General features: G+C 68.1%; 14 protein-coding genes. 10 read left to right on the top strand and 4 right to left on the bottom strand.

The genetic code is table 11. The annotated features are described in order from the left end of the window. Window positions 1–241: 241 nt before the first annotated feature. Window positions 242–2,335, top strand: a complete 2,094-nt coding sequence (locus tag D7X32_RS01010; protein ID WP_120600599.1) for a PQQ-dependent sugar dehydrogenase — start codon at window positions 242–244, stop codon at window positions 2,333–2,335. A gap of 48 nt (window positions 2,336–2,383) precedes the next feature. Here the strand turns inward: D7X32_RS01010 and D7X32_RS01005 are convergent, their stop codons facing one another. Continuing rightward, window positions 2,384–4,852: a phosphoketolase family protein gene (locus D7X32_RS01005; RefSeq protein ID WP_120600598.1), complete on the bottom strand. Its 2,469-nt coding sequence runs from the start codon at window positions 4,850–4,852 to the stop codon at window positions 2,384–2,386. Window positions 4,853–4,865: 13 nt separating this feature from the next. Beyond that, window positions 4,866–5,960 carry a class I fructose-bisphosphate aldolase gene (locus D7X32_RS01000; RefSeq protein WP_120600597.1) on the bottom strand — a complete coding sequence of 365 codons (1,095 nt, stop codon included), beginning with the start codon at window positions 5,958–5,960 and terminating at the stop codon, window positions 4,866–4,868. A gap of 213 nt (window positions 5,961–6,173) precedes the next feature. Here D7X32_RS01000 and D7X32_RS46435 point away from each other — a divergent pair, with 213 nt between their 5' ends. After that, window positions 6,174–7,688, top strand: coding sequence for a Cof-type HAD-IIB family hydrolase (locus D7X32_RS46435; protein ID WP_244238791.1), 1,515 nt, complete (start codon window positions 6,174–6,176; stop codon window positions 7,686–7,688). 15 nt (window positions 7,689–7,703) lie between these two features. On the opposite strand, the gene ppk2 is transcribed toward D7X32_RS46435, so the two are convergent. Beyond that, window positions 7,704–8,504 (bottom strand): polyphosphate kinase 2, encoded by an 801-nt coding sequence (gene ppk2 / locus D7X32_RS00990; protein ID WP_120600596.1) that lies wholly within the window; start codon window positions 8,502–8,504, stop codon window positions 7,704–7,706. 253 nt (window positions 8,505–8,757) lie between these two features. On the opposite strand from ppk2, the gene D7X32_RS00985 reads away from it, so the two are divergent. The 6 genes from D7X32_RS00985 to D7X32_RS00960 all read left to right on the top strand — a co-directional run bounded on the left by D7X32_RS00985 (window position 8,758) and on the right by D7X32_RS00960 (window position 17,857). Next, window positions 8,758–10,353: an efflux transporter outer membrane subunit gene (locus D7X32_RS00985; RefSeq protein WP_244238790.1), complete on the top strand. Its 1,596-nt coding sequence runs from the start codon at window positions 8,758–8,760 to the stop codon at window positions 10,351–10,353. 10 nt (window positions 10,354–10,363) lie between these two features. Continuing rightward, window positions 10,364–11,374 (top strand): HlyD family secretion protein, encoded by a 1,011-nt coding sequence (locus D7X32_RS00980; RefSeq protein ID WP_120600594.1) that lies wholly within the window; start codon window positions 10,364–10,366, stop codon window positions 11,372–11,374. A 25-nt stretch (window positions 11,375–11,399) separates the two neighbouring features. Further along, complete coding sequence (gene rbbA, locus D7X32_RS00975) at window positions 11,400–14,213, top strand: ribosome-associated ATPase/putative transporter RbbA (protein WP_120600593.1); 2,814 nt, start codon at window positions 11,400–11,402, stop codon at window positions 14,211–14,213. Window positions 14,214–14,215: 2 nt separating this feature from the next. Next, entirely contained in the window at window positions 14,216–15,340 is a 1,125-nt protein-coding gene (locus D7X32_RS00970; RefSeq protein ID WP_120600592.1) for an ABC transporter permease, read from the top strand. Between the two features lie 119 nt (window positions 15,341–15,459). Then, a complete protein-coding gene (locus D7X32_RS00965; protein WP_147449961.1) occupies window positions 15,460–16,233 on the top strand; it encodes a class I SAM-dependent methyltransferase in 774 nt (257 codons plus the stop codon). A 145-nt stretch (window positions 16,234–16,378) separates the two neighbouring features. Continuing rightward, window positions 16,379–17,857 carry a hypothetical protein gene (locus D7X32_RS00960; RefSeq protein WP_120600590.1) on the top strand — a complete coding sequence of 493 codons (1,479 nt, stop codon included), beginning with the start codon at window positions 16,379–16,381 and terminating at the stop codon, window positions 17,855–17,857. 222 nt (window positions 17,858–18,079) lie between these two features. Here D7X32_RS00960 and D7X32_RS00955 read toward each other — a convergent pair whose 3' ends face one another. Further along, window positions 18,080–21,856, bottom strand: coding sequence for an ice-binding family protein (locus D7X32_RS00955; RefSeq protein WP_208752264.1), 3,777 nt, complete (start codon window positions 21,854–21,856; stop codon window positions 18,080–18,082). A gap of 514 nt (window positions 21,857–22,370) precedes the next feature. On the opposite strand from D7X32_RS00955, the gene D7X32_RS00950 reads away from it, so the two are divergent. Next, window positions 22,371–23,285 carry a class I SAM-dependent methyltransferase gene (locus tag D7X32_RS00950; protein WP_120600588.1) on the top strand — a complete coding sequence of 305 codons (915 nt, stop codon included), beginning with the start codon at window positions 22,371–22,373 and terminating at the stop codon, window positions 23,283–23,285. Then, window positions 23,282–23,839 (top strand): hypothetical protein, encoded by a 558-nt coding sequence (locus D7X32_RS00945; protein ID WP_120600587.1) that lies wholly within the window; start codon window positions 23,282–23,284, stop codon window positions 23,837–23,839. Before D7X32_RS00950 ends, D7X32_RS00945 begins: the two co-directional genes overlap by 4 nt. Window positions 23,840–23,939 lie beyond the last annotated feature (100 nt).

Below are 23,939 nucleotides of genomic sequence, written 5' to 3'. Positions count from 1 at the left end.
TCCCCTTCTTGCGGGGGGAGGAGACGGCGGCGCCGCCTTCCCGGGCGGTGGCAACGCGGGCCTGGTCATCCTGACGTACAGCGCTCCAGCCTGCCTGCTGTGAGCTGACGGGGGAGGAGGGACGGCATGTACTCCCTCCTCCTCTGCCTGGGGTTCAACATCCGCGAAGACGGCCCCAAGAGTTCACTTGAGCCCCATCCTGTAATCCTTGAAAGAGGTGGAATACCTAAGGAGGGCTTCAATGCACGTGCATCCCCTGCCCGTCGCCGTTCGCCGCACCGGGCTGGCCGTATTCTTCGTCGCCGTCACTGCCTGCGGAGGCAAGCCGGAGAACGACCCCGGCCCCCAGGCGCAGACCGCCGCGGTGACCGCGGGCACCCGGCTCATCGGCGTGCAGTCCGGCCGCTGCCTCGACGTGGCGCAGAACAGCCAGACGCCGGGGCAGGAACTCCACATCTATGACTGCAACGGACAGGCGAACCAACGGTTCCTGTTCACGCCCGAGGGCGAGCTGCGCGCGTTCGACGGCGCCCGGTGCATCCAGCCCGAGACCGCCAGCGCCGGAGCCCGGGCCATCAGCACCACCTGCGATGGGACCGCGAATCAGCGCTGGGTCCGCAACACCAACGGCTCGGTGGTCCATACGGCGTCCGCGCTGTGCCTCGACGTGTCCGGACAGGCCACCGCCAACAGCTCGAAGGTCGTCGCCTGGAATTGCAACGGCCAGACGAACCAGCAGTGGTCGTTGCCGCCCGACACCCAGCCCCCCACCGTGCCCACGGGGCTCGCGCTGTCCAACGTGACGTGCAACTCGGCCACGCTGTCGTGGTCGCCGTCCACGGACAATGAGGGCGTTGCCTTCTACGACGTCTACCATGACGGCCAGCTGATGAAGTCCGTCTCCGGCGCCACGGTGTCCACCGGGCTGACCGTGGTCCCCGGCGCGACCTGGGGCCTGTATGTGAACGCGCGGGATGCGGCGGGCAATGTCTCTCAGGGCAGCGCCACGCTCTCCATCACCCCGCCGCCGTGTCAGGTGGACACCCAGGCGCCCACCGTCCCGACCGGTGTCGCCGCCACCGCCTCCGGCACCAGCGTGACCGTGACCTGGACCGCGTCCACCGACAACGTGGGCGTGAGCGCGTACGACGTGTTCCGCGGGGGCGTGAAGATTGGCACCGTGTCCGGTTCGCCGCCGGGGACGACCTTCGTCGACAGCGGCCTGTCCCCCAACACGGCCTACAGCTATGCCGTGCTCGCCCGCGATGCGCAGAGCAACGCGTCCGCCCAGAGCCCGGCGGCGACGGTCACCACCGGTCAGGCCTGCGCGAACCCCGTCTGCTCCGTCACCCAGGTCGCCACCGACACGGACATCCCGTGGGGCCTGCTGAACCTGCCGGACGGCTCGGTGCTCTACGGCCGCCGGGACGCGCAGGACATCGTCCGCCTGGATCCGGCGACGGGCCAGAAGACGTCCGTGGGCACCGTCCCCAACGTGCAGAGCACCGACGGCGAGGGCGGGCTGATGGGCCTGGTCCTCTCCCCCACCTTCGCCACCGACCGCTGGCTGTACGTGATGCACACCTCCCCCACCGACAACCGCATCGTGCGCCTGCGGTATGAGAACGGCGCGCTGAACACCGCCTCGCTCCAGGTGCTGCTCCAGGGCATCGGCCGCAACAAGTTCCACAACGGCGGGCGCCTGCGCTTCGGACCGGACGGGAAGCTCTATGCGTCCACCGGCGATGCCCAGAACGGCGCGTACGCGCAGGACCTCAACAACCTGGCCGGCAAGGTGTTGCGGCTCAACGCCGACGGCACCATCCCTTCCGACAACCCCTTCGGCAACTCCGTGTGGAGCTACGGCCACCGCAACCCGCAGGGACTGGCGTTCGACTCCCAGGGCCGCCTCTGGGAACAGGAGTTCGGCAACTCCGTGATGGACGAAACCAACCTCATCCAGAAGGGCGGCAACTACGGCTGGCCCAACTGCGAGGGGACGGTGTCGCAGGGCGGTTCGGGCTGCGCGACGGCCGGGTACATCGCGCCGAAGCAGACCTACTCCACGGCGGATGGCTCCTGCTCCGGCATCGCGGTGGTCCGCGACGTGCTCTACGTGGCCTGCGCCCGCGGCACGCGCCTCTACCGGGAGGTCATCAGCGGCACCAGCCTGACCAACGTGCAGCAGTTCTTCGTGGGCACCTACGGCCGGCTGCGCACCGTCGAGCCGACCCCTGATGGCAACTTGTGGATGACCACCACCAACCAGGGCGACAAGGACAGCATCCCCAACAACAGCAACGAGAAGATCTTCCGCGTCACCCTGGGGCAGTAGCGCACGGCTCACGCATGGCGCCACCGCGCGCCATGCGTGAGCCTTTCTTCAATCCGGCCAGGTCCAGTCCGCGATTTCGGGGCGGTCCCTGCCGTGCTCGTGCGCGTAGGCCAGGTTGTCCAGGATGGCGTTCTTCATCTCTTCCTTCAGGTGCCCTGCCTTCGCGTGCAGCCCGGGCACGCGATCGATGACGTCGATGACCAGGTGGAAGCGGGACGTCTCGTTCAGGATGGCCAGCTCGAAGGGCGTGTTGATGTTGCCCTTCTCCCGGTAGCCATGCACGTGCAGGTCTTCGTGGTTGATGAAGCGATAGGCCAGCTTGTGGATGAGCGATGGATAGCCGTGGAAGCTGAAGATGATGGGCTTGCCCGGCGGGAACAAGCTTTCGAGCTCGCGCTGGGTGGAGCCGTGCGGGTGCTCCGCCGACGACTGCAGCTTGAACAGGTCGACGACGTTGATGAAGCGCAGCTTCAGGGACGGTGCGCGCGAGCGCAGGATGGAGGCGGCGGCCAGGGCCTCCTGCGTCGCGACGTCACCGCAGCAGGCCATGATGACATCCGGCTCCGCGTCCTCGTCCGTGCTGGCCCGCTTCCAGATGCCGAGCCCCTTGGCGCAGTGGGCAATGGCCTCGTCGATGTTGGTGAACTGCAGGTGCTTCTGCTTGTCCGCGACAATGACATTCACGCAGTCGGTGCTGCGCAGGCACTGGTCCGCCACCACCAGCAGCGTGTTGGCGTCCGGCGGCAGGTAGATGCGCGTGACGGAGCCGGACTTGTTGGTCACCAGGTCGATGAACCCCGGGTCCTGATGTGAGAACCCATTGTGGTCCTGACGCCACACCGTCGAGGAGAGCAGGATGTTCTCCGACGCGACGGACGCCCGCCACTTCACGTGGTTCTTGCTGATGTCCAACCACTTGGCGTGCTGGTTGAACATGGAGTCGATGACGTGGGCGAACGCCTCGTACGTGTGGAAGAGGCCGTGGCGCCCCGTGAGCAGATACCCTTCGAGCCAGCCAAGCAGCGTGTGCTCCGACAGCATCTCCATGACGCGGCCGTCCCGCGCCAGCTCGCCCCCGTCGGCGTCCTCCGGCAACAGGGTCGCCATCCAGACCTTCTTGCTCACCTCGTAGACGGCCTGGAGCCGGTTGGAGGCGGTCTCGTCCGGGCCGAAGAGCCGGAAGCTCGTCGGGTTGTCGCGCATGATGTCGCGCAGGAACTCGCCGAGCGGCTTCGTGTTCTCATGCAGCGTGGTGCCGCGCGTGCCGACCTTGACCGCGTAGTCGCGGAAGTCCGGCATCCTGAGCGCCTTGCGAAGCAGGCCGCCGTTGGCGTGGGGGTTCGCGCTCATCCGGCGGCGTCCCTTGGGGGCGAGCGACCGGAGCTCCGGCAGCAGCCGTCCCTCCGCGTCGAACAGCTCCTCGGGCCGGTAGCTGTGCATCCAGTCCTCGAGCGCCTTCAGGTGCGACGGGTTGCCGCGCACGTCGCCGAAGGGAACCTGGTGTGAGCGCCAGGAGCCCTCCAGCTTGTGGCCATCCAGTTCCTTCGGACCCGTCCATCCCTTGGGCGAGCGCAGGATGATCATGGGCCAGCGCGGGCGCGTCGGGGTGTCCGTCATCCGCGCCGTCTTCTGCACGGCCCGGATCTCCTCGACGGCGCGCTCCAGGGTCGCCGCCATCTTCTGGTGCATCTGGACCGGGTCGCTGCCCTCGACGAAGTAGGGCTTGTAGCCATAGCCGACGAACAGCGCCTCCAGCTCCTCCGGACTGATGCGGGAGAGGATGGTCGGGTTGGCGATCTTGTACCCGTTGAGGTTCAGGATGGGCAGCACGGCGCCGTCCCGGACGGGGTTGAGGAACTTGTTCGAATGCCAGGCCGTCGCGAGCGGCCCGGTCTCCGCCTCGCCGTCACCCACGACGCAGGCGACGATGAGGTCGGGATTGTCGAAGGCCATGCCATACGCGTGGGAGAGGCTGTAGCCCAGCTCGCCGCCCTCATGGATGGAGCCCGGCGTCTCCGGGGTGACGTGACTGCCGATGTGGCCGGGGAAGGAGAATTGCTTGAAGAACTTCCGCATCCCTTCCGCGTCCTGGCTCTTGTCTGGATAGACCTCCGAATAGGTGCCTTCCAGGTACGCCGGCCCGAGCACGCCCGGGGCGCCGTGGCCCGGCCCGGCCACGAAGATGACGTCGAGGTTCTGTTCGACGATGAGCCGGTTCAGGTGGACCCAGGTGAACGAGAGCGCAGGGCTCGCGCCCCAGTGGCCGAGCAGCCGGTGTTTCACGTCCTTCGGAACCAGGGGCCTGTACAGCAGCGGGTTGTCCTGGAGGTAGATCATCCCCACCGCCAGGTAGTTGCACGCCCGCCAGTACGCGTTCATCAACTCCACTTCCCTGGCGGTGAGCGGCCCGCCCTCCCGGGTCCGCTCCCGGCCTGGAGCGGAGGGCCCCGGGCCGTGCTCCCTGGCGGACAACGGTGGCTCATACTCCGACGCTTCCGTCCCTTCGGGGTGTGACATGACATGCCTCCCATCAGTGGTGGGTGTGGAGTGGTGAGTCGGATGGGCCGTGGATGGAGGGCGGTTCCGCCGCCTGGGCGAAGCCCGTCTCGTCCTCCATGTTGCCGCTGTACCTGCCCAGGGCCGCCGCGCTGTCGCACCAGGCGCGGTGGTGGAACACCTGCTGGGCGGCGGGCACCTGCTCACGCCGGCCCCGCCAGACCTCGAGCGCCTCGTCCTGCAGCGCGCGTCCGTAGGAGAAGCTCAGCGTCCAGGGCTTCGGGCCTTCCAGCGCATTGATGGCGTTGAGGTGCTCGGTGGCCAGGACATGATCCTGTCCGCCGGACAGGAAGACGACCCCGGGGACCGCGGGCGGCACATGGCGCGTCAGGGCGCGCAACGTCGCCTCCGCGACCTCCTCCACCGGGGCCTGCCTCGCGCACCCGTGGCCCGCGGTGACCATGTTCGGCTTGAGCAACATCCCCTCCAGGGACACCCGCGCGTCGAAGAGCTCGTTGAAGACCGCGTGCAGCACGCGCCCCGTCACGTCCTCACACCGCTCGAGCGCGTGTGCCCCCTCCATCAGGACCTCGGGCTCCACGATGGGCACCAGGCCCTGCTCCTGGCAGAGGGCGGCGTACCTCGCGAGCGCGTGCGCGTTCGCGTGGATGCACTGCGCGCTCGGCAGCCCCTCGCGAATGGAGAAGACCGCGCGCCACTTGGCGAAGCGCGCCCCCAGCTCGCGGTACTCCACCAGCCGCTCGCGGAGCCCGTCGAGCCCTTCCGTGACGGACTCTCCCGGTGCGCCGGCCAGGGGGCGGACGCCCGCATCCACCTTGATGCCGGGGATGATGCCGCGGCCCTCCAGCAGCTCGACCAGCGGGGTGCCTGTCGCGCTGTCCTGATGGATGGTCTCGTCCTGCAGTATGACACCGCCGATGAACGCGGCGATGCCGGGCGTACTGAAGAGCATCTCGCGGTAGGCGCGGCGGCTGTCCCGGGTCGACTCGATCTCGCGCGCGGTCAGGCGCTTCGTGATCGTGGAGACCGTCTCGTCCGCCGCCAGGATGCCCTTTCCATCAGCAACGATGGCTCGCGCGGTTTCGGCGAGCCCTGGCATCGTCGGCATGTGTTCCTCCCCTCCAATGGATGAAAACCTGAGGGCGTCCTGATGTGCCGACAACTGACGTCGGAGCGCTCGGCAACGGGGCTGCCTTCGAGCACCGGGCTGGATGGTGCGGCCCACGCCGCGATGCCATCTTGATTCTGGCCCCCGCTGTCACTGGCAACGCGCGTCCGGGGTGCGGTCGCGGCGGCGAACGGGCGGGCGCTGGGGACAGCCATGACCATCAAGTTGCTCATCGCGGATATCGACGGGACCCTGGTGACGCGGGACAAGGTCCTCACCGAGCGGACCCGCGACGCCGTCGCCCGGCTGCGAGCCAGCGGCATCCTGTTCACCCTCACGAGCGGGCGGCCGCCGAGAGGGATGGCAGGGCTGGTGGCCCCGCTGAAGCTCACCGCTCCCCTGGCCGCCTTCAACGGCGGCATGTATGTCAAACCCGATCTCACGACGGTGCTGGCGCAGCGGACCCTTCCCCCCGCCATCGCCAGACAGGCCGTTGATTTCATGCTCCAGTCGGGCCTGGATGTCTGGGTATACCAGGGAGTGGATTGGTTCCTCCGCGGCCCCGAGGCCTTCCGCGTGGCGAGGGAGAGGAGCAACGTCGGGTTCGACCCGGTCGTCGTCCCGGACCTGCACGGCGTACTCGACGCCGCCATCAAGCTCGTCGGGGTAAGCGAGGACACGGCGCGGGTCGCGCGCTGCGAGGCCGAGCTCGCCCTGCGGCTGGGTACCGAGGCGTCGGCGGCGCGTTCGACGCCCTACTACGTCGACGTCACGCACCCCGAAGCGAACAAGGGGATGGTCGTGCGCGAGGCCGCGCGCCTCCTCTCGCTTCCCCTGGAGCAGATCGCGGCCATCGGGGACATGGCCAACGACCTGCCCATGCTGAACACCGCGGGCCTGGGCATCGCCATGGGCAACGCCAGTCCCGAGGTCCAACGGTTCGCACGCCACGTCACCCGCCCCAACGACGAGGACGGGTTCGCCCACGCGGTCGACCTGTTCATCCTGGGCCAGCCGCCTCTCGCACGGACGAAGCTGGGGCTTCCGCCCCGTGCGCGCGCCTGCCTCTTTGGCCTCGATGGCGTCCTCACCCAGACCGCCAGCCTCCACGCCAGGGCCTGGAAGCAGCTGTGTGACTACTACCTGCGGCAGCGCGCGAAGTCCTCCGGGCAGCCCTTCATCCCCTTCGACCTGGTGCGCGACTACAGCCGCTACTTCGACGGCAAGCCCTCCCTGGAAGGCATCCACGCGTTCCTCGACGCCCGCGGCATTGAATTGCCGGAGAGCACGGTTCACGCGCTGAACGACCGCAAGTCAGGACTCCTGGCCGAGTTGCTCCGGCAGGAGCGTGTGGAGACGTACGAGGGAACGGTCCGCTACGTCCAGGCGGCACGCGCCGCGGGACTCCGGACCGCGGCCGTCTCCGCGAGCAGGCACTGCGCCGAGATGCTCCAGTCGGCCGGCATCGCGGACCTCTTCGACGCGCGGCTCGACGCCATGCCGCCTCCCGAGCTCTACCTCACGGCGGCGCGGGCCCTGGGTGCCAGCACCGAGGAAGCGGTCGTCTTCGAGGACACGCCCGCCGGCGCCGCGGCCGCACGGGCGGCCCACTTCGCCTATGTCATTGGCGTCGACCGGCTGGGCCAGCCCGCCGAGCTGCGCCGCCACGGCGCGGACATCGTGGTGGCGGACCCCGCCGCCCTCCTCGCGAGCGACGAAGCTCCCTGAGGGAGCGGTGCGGGCTCAGTACCTCTCGGGGATGAAGTTCTTCCCCTGGAGCGAAGCGTCGTCGTCGTACTCGCCCCGCGTGGAACGACGGGGCAGCTTCGCCTTGGGGCGCTTCACCCGCTTGTGGGGAATCTGCTCCAGCAGGAAGCGGATGCAGTTGAGCCGCGCCTTCTTCTTGTTGTCCGACCGCAGGATGTGCCAGGGCGCATGCGGCGTGTCCGTCGCGGCCAGCATCTGGTCCCGCGCCCGGGAATAGTCGTACCAACGCTTCCAGGACTTGATGTCCATCGGGCTCAGCTTCCACTGCCTGAGGGGGTCGTCGACCCGCGCCGCGAACCGCCGCTCCTGTTCCGCCTTGCCGACCTCGAGCCAGATCTTCAGCAAGATGATTCCGCTGTCGACCATGTACTGCTCGAAGACGGGACAACCTATCAGGAAGCGCTCGTGCTCCTCGGGGGTGCAGAAGCCCATCACGGGCTCGACCCCGGCCCGGTTGTACCAACTGCGGTCGAAGATCACGATTTCGCCCGCCGCGGGAAAGTGCGGCACGTACCGCTGGAGGTACATCTGGGTCTTCTCCCGGCTCGAAGGTGCCGGGAGGGCCACCACGCGAAACACCCGGGGACTCACCCGCTCGGTGATGGCGCGAATCGTCCCCCCCTTGCCCGCGGCGTCCCGCCCTTCGAAGACCACGATGACGCGCATCGCCTCCTGCTTGACCCAATCCTGAAGCTGGCAGAGCCGGGCCTGAAGCTTGCGAAGCTCCTTGTCATAGGCCTTGCGCTTCAGGGGCTCCGAGTGGGTGTCCTGTGCCATGCCCCCAGGGTCGTGCGAACCCACGACAAGCGCAATGCGTACCCAAGGGAGATGCTTCCTCCGGGCCGAAGGACGCCAACCCTGTGCGGCGGGCGACATCCACGTCGCCCCAAGGCCTGTGTCTGGCATTGATGAAAGGACATCTCGGACTGTCCCGCGGGGCATTCGGACAGCTCGTACTTCCGCGCGCTGAGCGACGTGCGGATCCTCCCCACCTATCGAGGTGTCGCGGATGCCGGGGACGGACAGCACCATGAAGGGCATGAAGCCGGGGTTCGCACCCTTCGTCGGCGCCTTGCCGCTGCTCGGCGTCCTGTCAGCGCTCTCAGGGTGCACGGTAGGACCCAACTTCACGAAGCCCGAGGCCGCGATCGCCAAGGAGTGGCGCACCCAGGGCGACCCGCGGCTGTCGACGCAGTCCGAGGTCGACACCCAATGGTGGAAATCGTTTGGGGATCCGTCGCTGGATCGACTCGTCGAGGTCGCCTACCGGCAGAACCTGCCGCTGCAGATCGCCGGACTGAGAATCGTGGAGGCGCGCGCCCAGCTGGCCATCCTCACCGGCCGGCAGTTTCCGCAGGTCCAGGTGGCCACCGGCAGCGCCGCCGCGGTGGGACGCAGTGAGAACTCCGCCGGGGCCAACCTGGTGGACCTGGCCAACCTCGGCTCCATCGACCGCCACTACCTGGAATACCAGCTGGGCTTCGACGCGCTGTGGGAGCTGGATTTCTGGGGCAAGTACCGGCGGGGAGTGGAATCGGGTGCAGCCAGCCTGCTCGGGTCGGTGGCGGACTACCAATCCTCACTCGTCTCGCTCACCGCGGAGGTCGCGCGGACCTATGTCCTGGTCCGGACCTTCGAGGTGCTCATCGAGCAGGCCCGGGAGAACGTCCGGATCCAGGAGGAGGGCTTCCGGATCGCCGAGTCGCGCTTCAACAACGGCGTCACGTCGGAGCTCGACATGACCCAGGCCGCGACCCTCCTGGAGAGCACCCGGGCCACCATTCCCCAGCTGGAAGGCGGGCTGGAGCAGGCGCGCAACGCCCTGAGCACGCTCCTGGGCCAGCCCACGGGAGCCGTGGAGGCCCTGCTGGCGGGCCCCAAGCAGATTCCGGTGGCGCCCGCGACGGTGGCTGTCGGCATGCCGGCTGAAATCCTGCGGCGGCGTCCGGATGTCCGCAGCGCGGAGCTGTATGCCGCCGCGCAGTGTGCCCGGATTGGCATCGCCGAGTCGGAGCTCTATCCGAGCTTCTCCCTCTTCGGGACGGTCGGGCTCCAGGCGAGCACCAGTGGCGCGGCCTCGGGCAATCTCTTCTCACTCGGCAGCCTGGCCTATTCCATCGGTCCCCGGATCGTCTTTCCCTTCCTGAACTACGGCCGCCTGAAGAACGGGGTGCGTGTCGAGGACGCGCGGTTCCAGCAATTGCTGGTCAACTACCGCAACACGGTGCTCAAGGCGGGCCAGGAGGTTGCGGACGCCCTGACGGGTTTCGTCAATGCCCAGAAGGCCATGGCGTTCCAGCAAGCCGCCGTGAAGGCCGCGCAGCGGTCCGTGGAGCTCGCGGTGGTGCAGTACCGCGAAGGCGCCGTGGACTACCAGCGCGTGCTGGACGCGCAACGCTCGCTCCTGGAACAGCAGAACAACCTGGCCCAGACGAGCTCCTCCATCGCCACGAACCTGGTCGCCCTCTACAAGGCGCTGGGCGGGGGCTGGGAGGTCCGCAAAAGCCAGCCCGTCGTGCCGGAGCCCATGCAAAGCGAGATGGAGCAGCGGACCCACTGGGGCGACATGTTGTCCAAGCCGCGGTCGCAGGAAGCCAAGACGCTTTCGCAACCGGGAAAGCAATAGAGAGTCCGCCATGCCCAAGCTCCCGAAAGGGAAGATGAAGTGGGTCATCGGGGTGATCGCCATCGCGATCATCGCGTTCATTGGTTTCCGGTATTGGAAGGGGAAGAAATCCGAGCTGCCGGAGGGGATTGTCTCGGGCAACGGCCGGCTGGAGTCGAAGCTGGCGGATGTCTCCGCCAAGGAACCCCTGCGGGTGAAGCAAATCCTTGTCAACGAGGGCGACCTCGTCAAGCCGGGTCAGGTGCTGGTGCAACTGGACACCACCACGCTGGAGTCCAGCCTGGCGGAGGCCAACGCGAACCTCGCGGCCACGCAGGAGAAGCTGGCGGTGGCCCAGGCGGGGATCGTCAAACAGAAGAGTGAAATCGAGCTCGCCACCATCGAGGCCGAGCGCGCCCGGAGGCTGGTGTCGCAGGGCGCCGGCTCGCAGCGGGACGTGGACGTTCGCACGAGCCAGCTGGAGACCACCCGGGCCAGCCTGGCGGAGGCGGAAGCCACGCTGAAGACGTCCAAGCAGGAGATCGAGGTCGCGCGAGCGAATGCCGCGACGATTCAAACGCGCATCGCGGATGCGACGCTCAAGTCTCCGGTGACGGGAAGGGTCCTCTACCGTCTGGCCGAGCCCGGCGAGGTGCTCTCGCCCGGTGGACCGGCGCTGACGCTCGTGAACCTGGAAGACGTCTTCATGGAGATCTTCCTCCCAGCCAGCGAGGCCGCCCGCGTGAAGCTTGGCTCCGAAGCGCGCCTCACCGTCGACTTCGAACCCAACCGCTCGATCCCCGGCTACGTGTCCTTCGTGTCCCCGGAAGCGCAGTTCACCCCCAAGCAGGTCGAAACGAAGAGCGAGCGGGAGAAGCTGGTGTTCCGCTTGAAGCTCCAGGTCCCCCGGGAGCTGGCCAGCCGCTACGTCGAGCGCATCAAGACAGGCATTCGCGGCGTCGGCTACGTCAAGGTGGACCCCTCCGCGGAGTGGCCCTCCCGCTTGCAGAACGTCATCACAGGCGAATCCGCATCCCGTTAGCCCGGCGACCCGGAAGGACTCAGCCATGGTCTCATCCGTGTCTCCAGACTCGCCGGGCGGCGCCTCCAGCAGGCTCGTGGTCTCCATCCAGGACGTGACCCACCGCTACGGCAAGGTCGTCGCGCTCGACGGCATCTCGCTCGACGTTCCGAGCGGCATCCGGGTGGGGATCGTGGGGCCTGACGGCGTGGGCAAGTCGACGTTGATGGCCCTGGTCGCCGGCTCCAAGAAGATGCAGCAGGGCCGGGTGACGGTCCTGGACGGGGACATCGCCGACGCCCGGCACCGCCGCGCGGTGGGGCCGCGAATCGCATACATGCCCCAGGGGCTGGGGAAGAACCTCTATCTGGAGCTCAGCGTCTACGACAACGTCGACTTCATGGCCCGGCTCTTCGGGCTGTCTCCCGAGGAGCGCAAGGTGCGCGTCCCGGAGCTGCTCGCGGCCACCGGACTGGGCAAGTTCGCGGAGCGCCCCGCAGGCAAGCTCTCTGGCGGCATGAAGCAGAAGGTGGGGCTGTGCGGCGCGCTGGTGCACGACCCGGACCTGCTCATCCTCGACGAGCCCACCACCGGCGTCGACCCGCTCTCCCGGCGGCAGTTCTGGACGCTCATCGACGATATCCGCGCCGGGCGTCCCGGAATGAGCGTCATCATCTCCACGGCCTACATGGACGAAGCCCAGCAGTGGGACTGGATCGTCGCCATGGACGCGGGGCGCGTGCTGGCGACGGGCACCCCCGCGGAGCTGATGGAGCGCACGGGGACCCAGGACCTGGAGAAATGCTTCATCGCGCTGCTGCCCGAGGAGAAGCGGCGGGGCCACAAGGAGATCACCATCCCGCCCCGCGTGTCTGGCAATGCGGAGCTGGCCATCGAGGCCCATGGGCTGACCCGCCGCTTCGGGACCTTCACCGCCGTCGACCACGTCACCTTGTCCATCGAGCGGGGGGAGATCTTCGGCTTCCTGGGCTCCAACGGCTGCGGCAAGTCCACGACCATGAAGATGCTGACCGGCCTGCTGCCTCCCACGGAAGGGACGGCGAAGCTCTTCGGCAGCTCCGTGGACGCCGGCAGCATGGAGGTGCGCAAGAACCTGGGCTACATGACGCAGGCGTTCTCGCTCTACGGCGAGCTGAGCGTCGAGCAGAACCTGGTCCTGCACGCCCGGCTCTACCACCTGCCGCCAGACAAGGCGAAGGCGCGCATCGAGGAGCTGGTCGAGCGGTTCGGCCTGGGCGCGCATCTGGGGGCGTTGGCCGGGGACCTGCCCATGGGCCTGCGCCAGCGGCTCTCGCTGGCCGTCGCCGTGCTGCACGGGCCGCAGATCCTCATCCTGGACGAGCCCACGTCGGGAGTCGATCCGGTCGCCCGGGACAGCTTCTGGGAGCTGCTCATCGACCTGTCGCGCAAGCAGGGCGTCACCATCTTCGTGACGACGCACTTCATGAACGAGGGCATGCGCTGCGACCGCATCTCCCTCATGAACGCGGGACAGGTGCTGGCGGCGGACACGCCCCAGAAGCTCATCGAGTCCCGCAACGCGGACAGCCTGGAGACCGCCTTCATCGGCTACATGGAAGACGCCATCGCCGAAAAGGCCCGCGCCGAGACCAAGGACGCGCCAGCCAAGGAGGTGACTCCCGCCCACGCGCCCGAAGCCCCTCCGCTCCAGCCCCCGGCCGCGCCACGAACGGACCGGGCCGGACTCCGGCTGCGGCTCGGCCGGATGCTCGCGTACACCCACAACGAGGCCATCCAGATCCTCCGCGACAAGGTCCGGCTGGGGTTTGCCTTCATCGGCTCGGCGGTGCTGATGCTCGTCTTCGGCTTCGGCATCACGACCGACATCGAGAACATCCGCTACTCCGCGCTGGACATGGACCAGTCGCCAGAGAGCCGCGCCTACCTTGAACAGTTCAGCGCGGCGAAACCCTACTTCGCCCCGACTCCGCCCGTCTCCTCCGCGGACGAGGCGCTCCGCCGGCTCCAGTCCGACGATGTCTCCATGGTGCTGGAGATTCCGCCCCGCTTCGGTCTGGAATTCCGCCGGGGCTCGGGACCGGAGGTGCTGGCGCAGGTGGACGGCGCCATGACCTTCCGTGGCGACACCGTCGAGCAATACGTCCAGGGGGTCCACAACCGGATGCTGCGGGATCCGGCGAGCGGCTTCGCTTCAGCCAGGGCCCAGAAGGACACGGCCAATATCGAGGAGCGCTACCTCTACAATCCAACCTTCGAGAGCGTCTACTCCATCGTGCCGAGTGTCCCGGCGCTGCTGCTGCTGCTGATTCCCGCGATCCTCATGACGGTCAGCATCGTGCGGGAGAAGGAGCTGGGGTCGATCATCAACTTCTACGTCACGCCCACGGGGAGGCTGGAGTACCTGCTCGGAAAGCAGCTGCCCTACATCGTCATTGGCATGATCAACTTCTTCATCCTCACCGCCCTGGCGCTGGTCGTCTTCAGCGTTCCCATCAAGGGCAGCTTCCTGACGTTGATGCTCTGCACGCTGTTCTACGTCGCGGCGACGACAGGCATTGGGATGGTGACGTCCACCTTCACCGGCAGCCAGGTGGCGGCCGTCTTCGTCACGGCCATCCTGACCATCGTGCCGACCATCCAGTTCTCCGGCTTGTTGCAGCCCGTCTCCACGCTGCAGGGCGGAGCCGGGGTCGTCGGGTCCATCTGGCCGGCCACCTATTACATGCACGCCAGCCTGGGCGCCTTCACCAAGGGACTGGGGGCGGGACTCCTCATGCGGGATGTCGCCTTCCTGGCCGCGTGCGTCCCCCTCCTGCTGGCGGTCAGTGTCATCGGCTTGAGAAAGCAGGAGAAATAGAAGTGAACTCGCTGCTGAACATTCTGTGGCTCGGGCTGAAGGAAATTCGCAGCCTGCTCAGCGACGCGGTGCTGGTCGTCTTCGTCGTCTACGCGTTCACGCTGGCAATCTACGTCCAGGCCACGGGGACCTCGAGCGAGGTGAACAACGCCTCGATTGCCTTCGCCGACGAGGACGGGTCCGCGTTGTCCAAGGAGTTGCTCAACGCCTTCTATCCGCCCCGCTTCAAGCTGCCGGAGATCATCTCCCCGGATGCGGTCCAGGCGGACATGGACCGGGGCCGGTTCATGTTCGTCGTCGTGATTCCGCCCCGCTTCGAGCACGACCTTCGCGCGGGGCGCAATCCGGACATCCAGGTGAACATCGACGCGACCGCCATGCAGCAGGCGGGCATCGGCTCCGGCTACATCAAGAACATCATCAACGACCGGATCGCCTCCTTTCTCAAGCGCACGGAGGAGGCGGGACCGAAGCCCGTCAACCTGGTCGTCCGCAAGCTCTTCAACCCCAACGGGGTGTCGTCCTGGTTCAAGAGCGTGGTGGCCATCATCAACCAGATCACCCTGCTGACCGTCGTCCTGACGGGCGCGGCGGTCATCCGCGAACGCGAGCACGGGACGCTGGAGCACCTGCTGGTGATGCCGCTGACCTCGTTCGAGATCGCGATGGCGAAGGTCTGGGCCAACGGTCTGGTGATTCTCGTCGCGACCGGGGCTTCGCTCCTCCTGGTGGTGCACATGGTGCTGAAGGTGCCGTTCGCCGGGTCGGTGGTGCTGTGGTTCGTCGGCGTCGTGCTCTACCTGTTCTTCGCCACGGCGCTGGGCATCTTCCTGGGGACGATTTCACGTTCGATGGCGCAGTTCGCGCTGCTGATCATCCTGGTGGTGCTGGTGCTGATGCTGCTTTCGGGCGGGAGCACACCCGTGGAGAGCCAGCCGAAGTGGCTGCAGTACATCACGTACCTGCTGCCAGCCCGGCAATTCGTCAGCTTCTCGCAGGTCATCATCTACCGCGGCGGAGGGATATGGGCCGTCTGGCGCCAGTTCCTGATGGTGAGCGCGGTGGGCCTGGGGTTCTTCGTCTACAGCCTGGCGCTCTTCCGCAAGTCCATCGCGGTGAGCAAGTAGGGCCCCCGGAGCCCTGGAGGCTCCGGGTTCATGGCGTGCACGCGCGCTACCATCCGCGCGCGGAGGCCGCGGAAGACCCATGAAGACAGGCGTCGTGCGCTGGCCCTATCCTCTTGGCGATGCGACTTCTTCCCCGCCTGCAACTCTTCGAGTTCCTCGACCAGCCGTGGCTGCCCGCGCTGTTGCGCCGGGGCGAGGTCGACTACCTGCGTGTCGTGCTCGACCGCGTGCGCCCCTACGACAGCGTGGCGCCGCAACTGGCGGAGCTGCTCCGCATGTCGGGCACCGACCGGGTCGTGGACCTCTGCTCCGGCGCGGGAGGCCCCTGGCGCACCCTGCTCCCGGTGCTGCGCAAGATGCACCCTGACGCCGAGGTGGTGCTCACCGACCTCCACCCCACCCCGGTGCCGGAGCTGCCCGCGGGCGCGCAATACCGCGACACCCCGGTCGACGTCACTCGCGTCCCGGAGGAGCTGACCGGTCTGCGCACCCTCTTCGAAGCGTTGCACCACTTCCCCCCGAAGCAGGCTCGCGCGCTCCTCGCGGACGCCGCCACGCGCGGAGTCCCCATCGCCGCCTTCGAGCTCACGCAGCGCTCGCTGCCGTACGTCCTCCTCCAACTCCTGCTCATCGTGCCACTCGTGTGGGGCTTCACCCCGCTCATCCGTCCCAGGAGCGGGTGGCGGCTGCTCCTCACCTACCTGGTGCCCATCATTCCCCTCCTCATCCTCTGGGACGGCGTGGTGTCGTCGCTGCGGACCTACGCGCCGGAGGACCTCGAGGAGCTGACGGAGGGGCTCGATACCGATGGCTACCGCTGGCACAACGGGGTTCATCGCGCGCAGGGAATGACCATCACCTATCTCATCGGGCTGCCTCGGCGCCGGCCCTGAGTCAGGCAGCGCAGGCACGGGCTTTCCAGCCACACCCGATAAAAACAGTCAAAAACTTCAAACAATCCTACCTCCTTGGGGTGCCCCTTGGAAGACAAAGCCTCGCATCCCACCCTCCGACCGCCGTGGGCCGGAAGGGGAAGACATGAATGCAAGGAATTGGAGCACCCTGCTGTGGTTCGGATTGGCAGGGGTGGGATGTGGGGGATTGCAGGGGGATGAACCGACAGGAGAGCCCGCGGCCACGCTGGAGGAGGACTCACGCGAGGTAGGTGCCCAGGCCTGCCCTCCGGGGGTGGCGTCCCGGGTGGCGGACATCACGCCTCCGGGCTTCGTGGGCTTCATGGGGGAGCTCACCAACGTCCAGGGGACGCTCTTCTTCGTCACCTCCGCCTTCGACACCGGTTCGGTCCTGTGGCGCAGCAACGGGACGGAGGCAGGGACCGTCCCGGTGAAGGTGTTTCCGGGGCCGCCCGGCGTCTACCAGCCGACGAACCTGGTCGCGGTAGGCAACAGGCTCTTCTTCCAGGTCCGCACCCCGGACACCGGCATGGAGCCCTGGATCAGCGACGGGACGGAGAGCGGGACCCACCTGATCAAGGACATCACCCCCGGCGCGGCCGACTCCATCCTGGAGGATGGCTACGAGGTCAACGGCCGCCTGGTGTTCTTCCGCTGGGTGCCGGTGTCGTCGAGCGAGGCGCGGCCGGAGCTGTGGCGGTCTGACGGGACGGCCGCCGGCACGCTGCGGGTGCGGAGCTTCAGCACCGTCCGGAACCTGAGCTACTACAAGTTGAAGGTCGGCAACGCGTTGCTCTTCTTCTTCTCCGAGGAGACGGGCACCACGCTGTGGCGCACCGACAGCACGCTGGCCGGGACCACCGTCGTCAAGCAGCTGGACGCGGGGTCCACCTTCGTCAGGGATGTGAGCAGCCCGGGGGAGGTTCCGCTGTTCATCCTGGATGACGGCCCCAACCACGAGGTGTGGAGGACGGATGGCACCGCCACGGGGACGGTCCGTCTGGACTCCTTCGGCAAGCCCGTGGACCTGCTCGGGGCGCTGGGCGCATATGTCTATCTGACGTCCGTGGACAGCCCGGTGACGAAGCGGCTGCGCATCGACCGGCTCTCGTTGAGCGGCGGTGGCAAGACGCACATCACCACCCTGCCCAACCCCTACGGCGCCGGCGAGTACGCGTATCCCTCCGTGCGGACGTCGGTGGTCTCCGGCGGCGACCTCTACTTCTCCATGGTCATCCAAAGCGACGCCCCCGTGCCCGAGAACGTGTCGCTGTGGGCGATGAATGGAACGGCCGCGGGGACCCGCATGCTCTTCAACAATCTCTATGTGGAGTACGGGTACCGCTACCCGCTGTTCGCCACCGGCACGGGCCAGGTCCTGTTCGGCGGCGATTCGAGCGAAAATGGGCCCACCCGCCCCTATTTCACCCGGGGCTCCGTGGCGACGCAGGGCCAGTTGGCGGACATCTCCCTGCCGGACTCGTTCACCCGCGTGGGCCATCGCATCTTCTTCACCGCCGTCGACGCCAGCGACGAAGGCCAGTTGTGGTCCGTCCCGGCCAGCTTCAGCTGCCCGCCAGGGCTGACCGAAGCGCGGGAGTAGGGCAGGGCCGGCGCCGGGGCGGTCACAGCGCCCCGGTGTCCCAGGGACGCGGCACGATGCGGGACACGCCACCGGTCCCACACCGGGCCCGCCCTCGCGCGGATGCGGGCCGCCCCCCGCCGAGGCGCAGCCATCCTTTCCGGACAGCCACTGGAGCAGCCCCCATGAGGGGGCCGCGAACCCGGCGCGTCTTCACCTTCGACGCGCCGGGCGGGCCTGCCGTCAGTTGACGGTCAGCGTGGCTTCAGCCGGAGCGGTATTGCTGCCCAGGTTGGTCTCCAGGGCACCGACATGCAGCTTGTTGCGGAACTGGCCCTTGCAATCGGTGGTCACCGCCACCTTCACCGTGCACGAGCCGTTGGCGGGGATCGATCCCCCCCACATGACCACCTTCGAGCTGCCCCAGTAGGCCATGAGGGACCCACCGCACGTGGTGGTGGCATTGCCGGCCGCCACCATCCCGTCGGGGAAGACGTCGTCCAGCGACGAGGTCAGGGAGGCGGGCTTGCCGTTCGGGTTGATCAACGTGATGGTGAGCAGGGAGGTCTTGCCTTCCTTGATGGTGGACGGGCTGAAGGACTTGGCGAGCCTGGGCGCGACCTTCATGCCGTTCTTGACGGTCAAGGTGGCTTCAGCCGGTGCCATGTTGCTGCCCTTGTTGGTCTGCAGGGCGCCCTTCGGAATCACGTTGCAGTAGCTGCCCTCCTTCTTCGCGGTCACGTCCACGGTCACCGTGCAGGAGCCGTTGGCCGGGATGGCGCCGCCGGTGAGCACCACCAGCGAGCTGCCCGGGGTGGCCGTGGCCACGCCCCCGCAGGTGTTGTCGGCGTTGCCGTAGACCAGCAGGCCGTCAGGCAGGACGTCCTTGAGCGGTGCCGTCAGGACCGCGGGCGTGGCATTCGGGTTGGTCAACGTGAGGGTCAGGGTGGAGATGCCACCCGTTCCAATGGTGGAGGGGTTGAAGTACTTCTTGACCGTGGGCGCCTTGTCCCCGCCCCCCTGCATGGGGACGACGGTCAGGGTCGCGACGGCGGGGGCGGCGTTGTTGCCCCGGTTGGTCTGCAGCGCGCCTGCGAGCAGCGCGTTGATGAAGCTGCCGGCGACGGGCGCGGTGACCGGCACCGTCACGGTGCAGGAACCGTTGGCGGGAATCGCCCCACCCGTCAGCGTCACCGTCGTCGCGGTGGTGGTGACCAGACCGCCGCACGTGGTGGAACCCGCACCCGACACCGTCACGCCCGCAGGCAGCGTGTCAACGAGCGGCGCCGTCAGGATGGCCGGCATCGCGTTGTTGAAGTTGATCAAGGTGATGGTCAGGGTCGAAGTGCCGCCCGCCTTGATCGTGGCAGGACTGAAGGCCTTGCCGAGCGTGACGGCCGAGGGGATGGTCACGGTCAGGGTCGCGATGGCCGGAGCGGCATTGTTCCCATTGCCGGTCTGCAGGGCGCCGGCAGCCAGCGAGTTGATGTAGTTGCCGCCGGCGGGCGCCGTCACCGGCACCGTCACGGTGCAGGAGCCATTGGCCGGAATCGTGCCGCCCATCAACGTCACTGTCGAAGCGGTGGTGGTGACAGCCCCGCCACACGTGGTGCTGGCCGCGCCCGCCACCGTCACGCCCGCGGGCAGCGTGTCCACGAGCGGCGCCGTCAGGACCGCGGGCGTGGCGCTGGTGTTGCTCAAGGTGATGGTGAGGGTGGAGATGCCGCCCGGGTTGATCGTGGAAGGACTGAAGGCCTTCCCGAGCGTCGGCGCGCCCCCGGCCGGAGCATTGACGGTCAGGGTCGCGATGGCCGGAGCGGCATTGTTTCCGTTGCCGGTCTGCAGGGCGCCGGCAGGCAGCGCGTTGATGAAGCTGCCCCCGGCAGGCGCCGTCACCGGCACCGTCACGGTGCAGGAGCCATTGGCCGGAATCGTGCCACCCGTCAGCGTCACCGTCGAAGCGGTGGTGGTGACAGCTCCGCCGCACGTGGTGCTGGCCGCGCCCGCCACCGTCACGCCCGCGGGCAGCGTATCGACGAGCGGCGCCGTCAGGACCGCGGGCGTGGCGCTGGTGTTGCTCAAGGTGATGGTGAGGATGGAGATGCCACCCGCGTTGATGGTGGCCGGGCTGAAGGCCTTGCCGAGCGTCGGAGCGCCCCCCGCCGGAGCATTGACGGTCAGGGTCGCGATGGCCGGAGCGGCATTGTTCCCGTTGCCGGTCTGCAGGGCACCGGCGGGCAGCGCGTTGATGAAGCTGCCCCCGGAGGGCGCCGTCACCGGCACCGTCACGGTGCAGGAGCCATTGGCCGGAATCGTGCCACCCGTCAGCGTCACCGTCGAAGCGCTGGTGGTGACAGCCCCGCCGCACGTGGTGCTGGCCGTGCCAGACACCGTCACGCCCGCAGGCAGCGTGTCGACGAGTGGCGCCGTCAGGACCGCGGGCGTGGCGCTGGTGTTGCTCAAGGTGATGGTGAGGATGGAGATGCCGCCCGCGTTGATGGTGGGAGGGCTGAAGGCCTTGCCGAGCGTCGGAGCGCCCCCGGCCGGAGCATTGACGGTCAGGGTCGCGATGGCCGGAGCGGCATTGCTCCCGTTGCCGGTCTGCAGCGCGCCAGCGGCGATCGAATTGATGTAGTTACCGCCAGCGGCCGCGGTGACCGGCACCGTCACGGTGCAGGAGCCATTGGCCGGGATGGAGCCACCCGTCAGCGTCACCGTCGAAGCGGTGGTGGTGACAGCCCCGCCGCACGTGGTGGTGGCCGCGCCCGACACCGTCACGCCCGCAGGCAGCGTGTCCACGAGCGGCGACGTCAGGACCGCGGGCGTGGCGCTGGCATTGCTCAAGGTGATGGTGAGGGTCGAGGTGCCACCCGCGTTGATGGTGGCCGGGCTGAAGGCCTTGCCGACCGTGGGCGCGATCGCGGGCTGGGCCACCGTCAGGGTCGCGGCGGCCGGAGCGACATTGCTCCCGTTGCCGGTCTGCAGCGCGCCGATAGCCAGCGAGTTGATGTAGTTGCCGCCGGCGGTCGCGGTGACCGGCACCGTCACGGTGCACGAACCGTTGGCCGGGATGGCGCCTCCCGTCTGCGTCACCGTCGAAGCGGTGGTGGTGGCGGTCCCACCGCACGTGGTGGTGGCCGGGCCCGCCACCGTCACGCCCGCAGGCAGCGTGTCGACGAGCGGCGACGTGAGGGTGGCAACCGTGGGGTCCGGGTTGCTCAAGGTGATGGTGAGGGTCGAGATACCGCCCGCGTTGATGGTGGCCGGGCTGAAGGCCTTGCCCACGGTAGGAGGGAGGGGCGTGACCGGTCCGGCACACGCGGAGATGGTGACCTCATTGGAGTCCAGCGTGACCGCGCCATTGCGCGCCAGGGCCCTGCCGGCGACGGTCGCGTCGGTCGTCAGGGTGATGCTCGTGAGCGCGAGGATGTTCCCGACGAAGTCCGAGCCCGTGCCGATGGTGGCCGAGCTTCCGACCTGCCAGAAGACGTTGCAGGCCTGCGCGCCATTGATCAGCAGCACGGACGAGTTGCTGGCCGTGATCAGGGTGCTCGCGATCTTGAACACCCAGACGGCGTTGGGGTTGCCCTGGGCGTTGAGCGCGAGCGCGCCGGTGAGCTGGGCCGAGGCCGAGGAGAAACAGTAGACGCCCGGCACGAGCGTCAGGCCCCCGAGCTCCGCGGACGGGAGCGTGAAGTCACAGGGCTGCCCTGCCAGGTTGTTGTACGCGGCCGTGGTGTCGCTCTGGGCCTGGGCCGCCACCGCGTCAGCCGCGTGGATCACCCCTCCGACCACGAGCCCCGGAGGAAAACCCGTGATCGCGGTGCCTGGGCTGACGCCCAGGTCTCCCGCGATGACGGTCGGACCGGTGTTGGTCACCGTGGAAGCCCCCAGCACGGCGAAGCTCTGGGCCGTGCCCAGCGAGGGCGCGACAGCAATGGCCGCCTGGGAGACGCCCATCTCCTCACCTTCGCTTGCCTCCCGCACACTGCCGCAGGCGGAGAGGAGCGCCAGGCTCAAGACGAGGGAAGCCAGTCTTGAAAACAGGCCTCCAGCGGCTTGGGTTTGAATCATGGATCTTCTCATTCTCAAATCTCCTGAGTGATGACGGATGGTTAATGCAGGCAGGTATCTGAGTTTGGGAAAGGCATTCCGCAATCGTCCGGGCAGGGCAGGGCCATGTGCCCGCACCGAACGACAGGGCCTCCGCGTCAGCAGCCTCCGCGTGGTGGATGGGCGTCCCTCGCGGATCACCGCGCCGCGAGGACGACCGCATCCATCTCAACCGCCAGGTGCGGCTTCTTCCGCGTCTCCATTGCCTGCGACCTGGAACTGGACACCGCGGCCGCGGCCAATGTCATTCCCATCCCAGGAATCAAAACCATCCTGGCAATACAGTCTTTCTGTTGAATGCTGGAGCCGTCCCCGGACCGCTGGGATGGGCGGCACGCTCGCCCCCTGTCAGCCGCGTCGGCGCGTGCGATGCAGTACACTCCGCCGGCCACACCGCCACCGTCACCGTGCCCGCGCTGGAATGCCCTCCGACCTGCTGGAAATCTCAGACCTCATCGTCGACTACGACGTCGCGACGCTCCAGCCCCGGCCGGTGTCCCGCGAGTCCGTCGTGGCGCGGCTCATGGCGAACGGGCAGCGCTCCGCCGCGCGGTTCGTGCAGCGGCTTCCCGCCTCCAATGACACGCTCGACGTCGAGGCCTGCAACCTGGCCCTCCTGCGCTCCCACATCGAGCTGCAGCGGCTGAGCGAGGAGTTCCTGCAAGCGGACCGCATCCGCTGCGTGCTGTTGCCCCTGCTGCAAGTGCTGCGCGACGCCGGCGTGAAGCCGCCGCTGCGCATCGTCGACGTCGGCTGTGGGCTTGGCTACGTCGTCCGCTCGCTCGCGGCGCATGGGCGGCTGGGGCGCGATGTCGAAATCATCGGCTGCGACATGAACGTGACGCTGGTGGAGAACGCCCGGCGGCTCGCGGAAGAGGAATCCCTCTCATGCGAGCTCAAGGTCGCGAACGCGTTCCAGCTCGAGCAGCCTGGACACATCTTCATCTCCACGGGTGTGTTGCATCACTTTCGCGGCAACGACCTGAACGCGTTCTTCGCCGGCCAGCGGCAGGGCCTGGCCTTCTTGCACTACGACATCCAGCACTCGGTGCTCTCGCCCTGGGGTTCGTGGATGTTCCACCAGGCCCGCATGCGGGAGCCGCTCGCGCGCCATGATGGCGTCGTCTCCGCGCGGCGCGTCCACTCCACGCAGACCCTGCTGTCGGCGGCCCGCGCGGAGACCGGGTTCACCTGCGCGTCCCTGGACGGTGCCCGGAACCTGCTCGGCGCCGTGCTGCGTCCGATGACCGCCACGCTGGGGGCCCGCGCGGAGCTGTGGGAACCGCTCATGCGCCACCTGGGACCGCTGCGCGCACGGCTGGGACCCGCGCGATGAACGCCGTCCTTCCCGTGCTGCTGGCGCTGCTCGCCATCACGGATGCGTCGTTCTGCGGCTTCCGGGTCGCCGCGGGACGGGATGCCCGCATCTTCAAGGCCGACGTCTACCGGGCCGCCATCCGCCGGGGGATGCTGCGAGGGGTCTTCACGACCTCCGTGGTGGGCTGCGGCATCGCCGGGGCCTGCCTGTTCGCGCCGGGCCTGTTCGCGCAACTCCTCGTCTGCGCGCAGGCGATCCTCTGGGTGCTCCTGCCGTACGCGACCCTGACCCTGGTGGGCATGGGTGTCTGGGCCGCCGCGGAGGCGGATGCGCGGACGCTCGCGAGCGTGGTGGTCCTGGGGCCGTTCACGCTGATCCGCCCCTGGGTCATCGCCGCGGCGGCCGTCGTCGGCGCGTGGAAGGCGCCAGGCTTCACGGCCGCGCTCGTCACCGTCGCGGCGTGCGGCGTGCAGCTCGCGCTCGAACCCTGGCTGAACGCAGGCATGCGTCCCAGGATCCCGGGCGGTGGGTCCGGTGAGACCGTGAAACAGGAATACACGCGGGTTTCCTGACACTTCCAGACCCCCTGCCCTCCCCTGGCTTGCCCGCTCCCCGGTCCCTTCCTAGGATTCACGGCTCCGCCTGATCCCCCCTCAACACCTGGAGTCTCAC

Source organism: Corallococcus carmarthensis, from assembly GCF_003611695.1.
Lineage (GTDB): Bacteria > Myxococcota > Myxococcia > Myxococcales > Myxococcaceae > Corallococcus > Corallococcus carmarthensis.
This window is presented reverse-complemented; position numbering and strand designations above follow the sequence as displayed.

What these genes read in the sequence shown, in the direction of transcription:
- D7X32_RS01010 (WP_120600599.1), top strand. Translation starts at nt 242, where the DNA reads ATGCACGTGCATCCCCTGCCCGTCGCCGTTCGCCGCACCGGGCTGGCC.
- D7X32_RS01005 (WP_120600598.1), bottom strand. Translation starts at nt 4,852, where the DNA reads ATGTCACACCCCGAAGGGACGGAAGCGTCGGAGTATGAGCCACCGTTG.
- D7X32_RS01000 (WP_120600597.1), bottom strand. Translation starts at nt 5,960, where the DNA reads ATGCCGACGATGCCAGGGCTCGCCGAAACCGCGCGAGCCATCGTTGCT.
- D7X32_RS46435 (WP_244238791.1), top strand. Translation starts at nt 6,174, where the DNA reads ATGACCATCAAGTTGCTCATCGCGGATATCGACGGGACCCTGGTGACG.
- ppk2 (WP_120600596.1), bottom strand. Translation starts at nt 8,504, where the DNA reads ATGGCACAGGACACCCACTCGGAGCCCCTGAAGCGCAAGGCCTATGAC.
- D7X32_RS00985 (WP_244238790.1), top strand. Translation starts at nt 8,758, where the DNA reads ATGAAGGGCATGAAGCCGGGGTTCGCACCCTTCGTCGGCGCCTTGCCG.
- D7X32_RS00980 (WP_120600594.1), top strand. Translation starts at nt 10,364, where the DNA reads ATGCCCAAGCTCCCGAAAGGGAAGATGAAGTGGGTCATCGGGGTGATC.
- rbbA (WP_120600593.1), top strand. Translation starts at nt 11,400, where the DNA reads ATGGTCTCATCCGTGTCTCCAGACTCGCCGGGCGGCGCCTCCAGCAGG.
- D7X32_RS00965 (WP_147449961.1), top strand. Translation starts at nt 15,460, where the DNA reads ATGCGACTTCTTCCCCGCCTGCAACTCTTCGAGTTCCTCGACCAGCCG.
- D7X32_RS00960 (WP_120600590.1), top strand. Translation starts at nt 16,379, where the DNA reads ATGAATGCAAGGAATTGGAGCACCCTGCTGTGGTTCGGATTGGCAGGG.
- D7X32_RS00950 (WP_120600588.1), top strand. Translation starts at nt 22,371, where the DNA reads ATGCCCTCCGACCTGCTGGAAATCTCAGACCTCATCGTCGACTACGAC.
- D7X32_RS00945 (WP_120600587.1), top strand. Translation starts at nt 23,282, where the DNA reads ATGAACGCCGTCCTTCCCGTGCTGCTGGCGCTGCTCGCCATCACGGAT.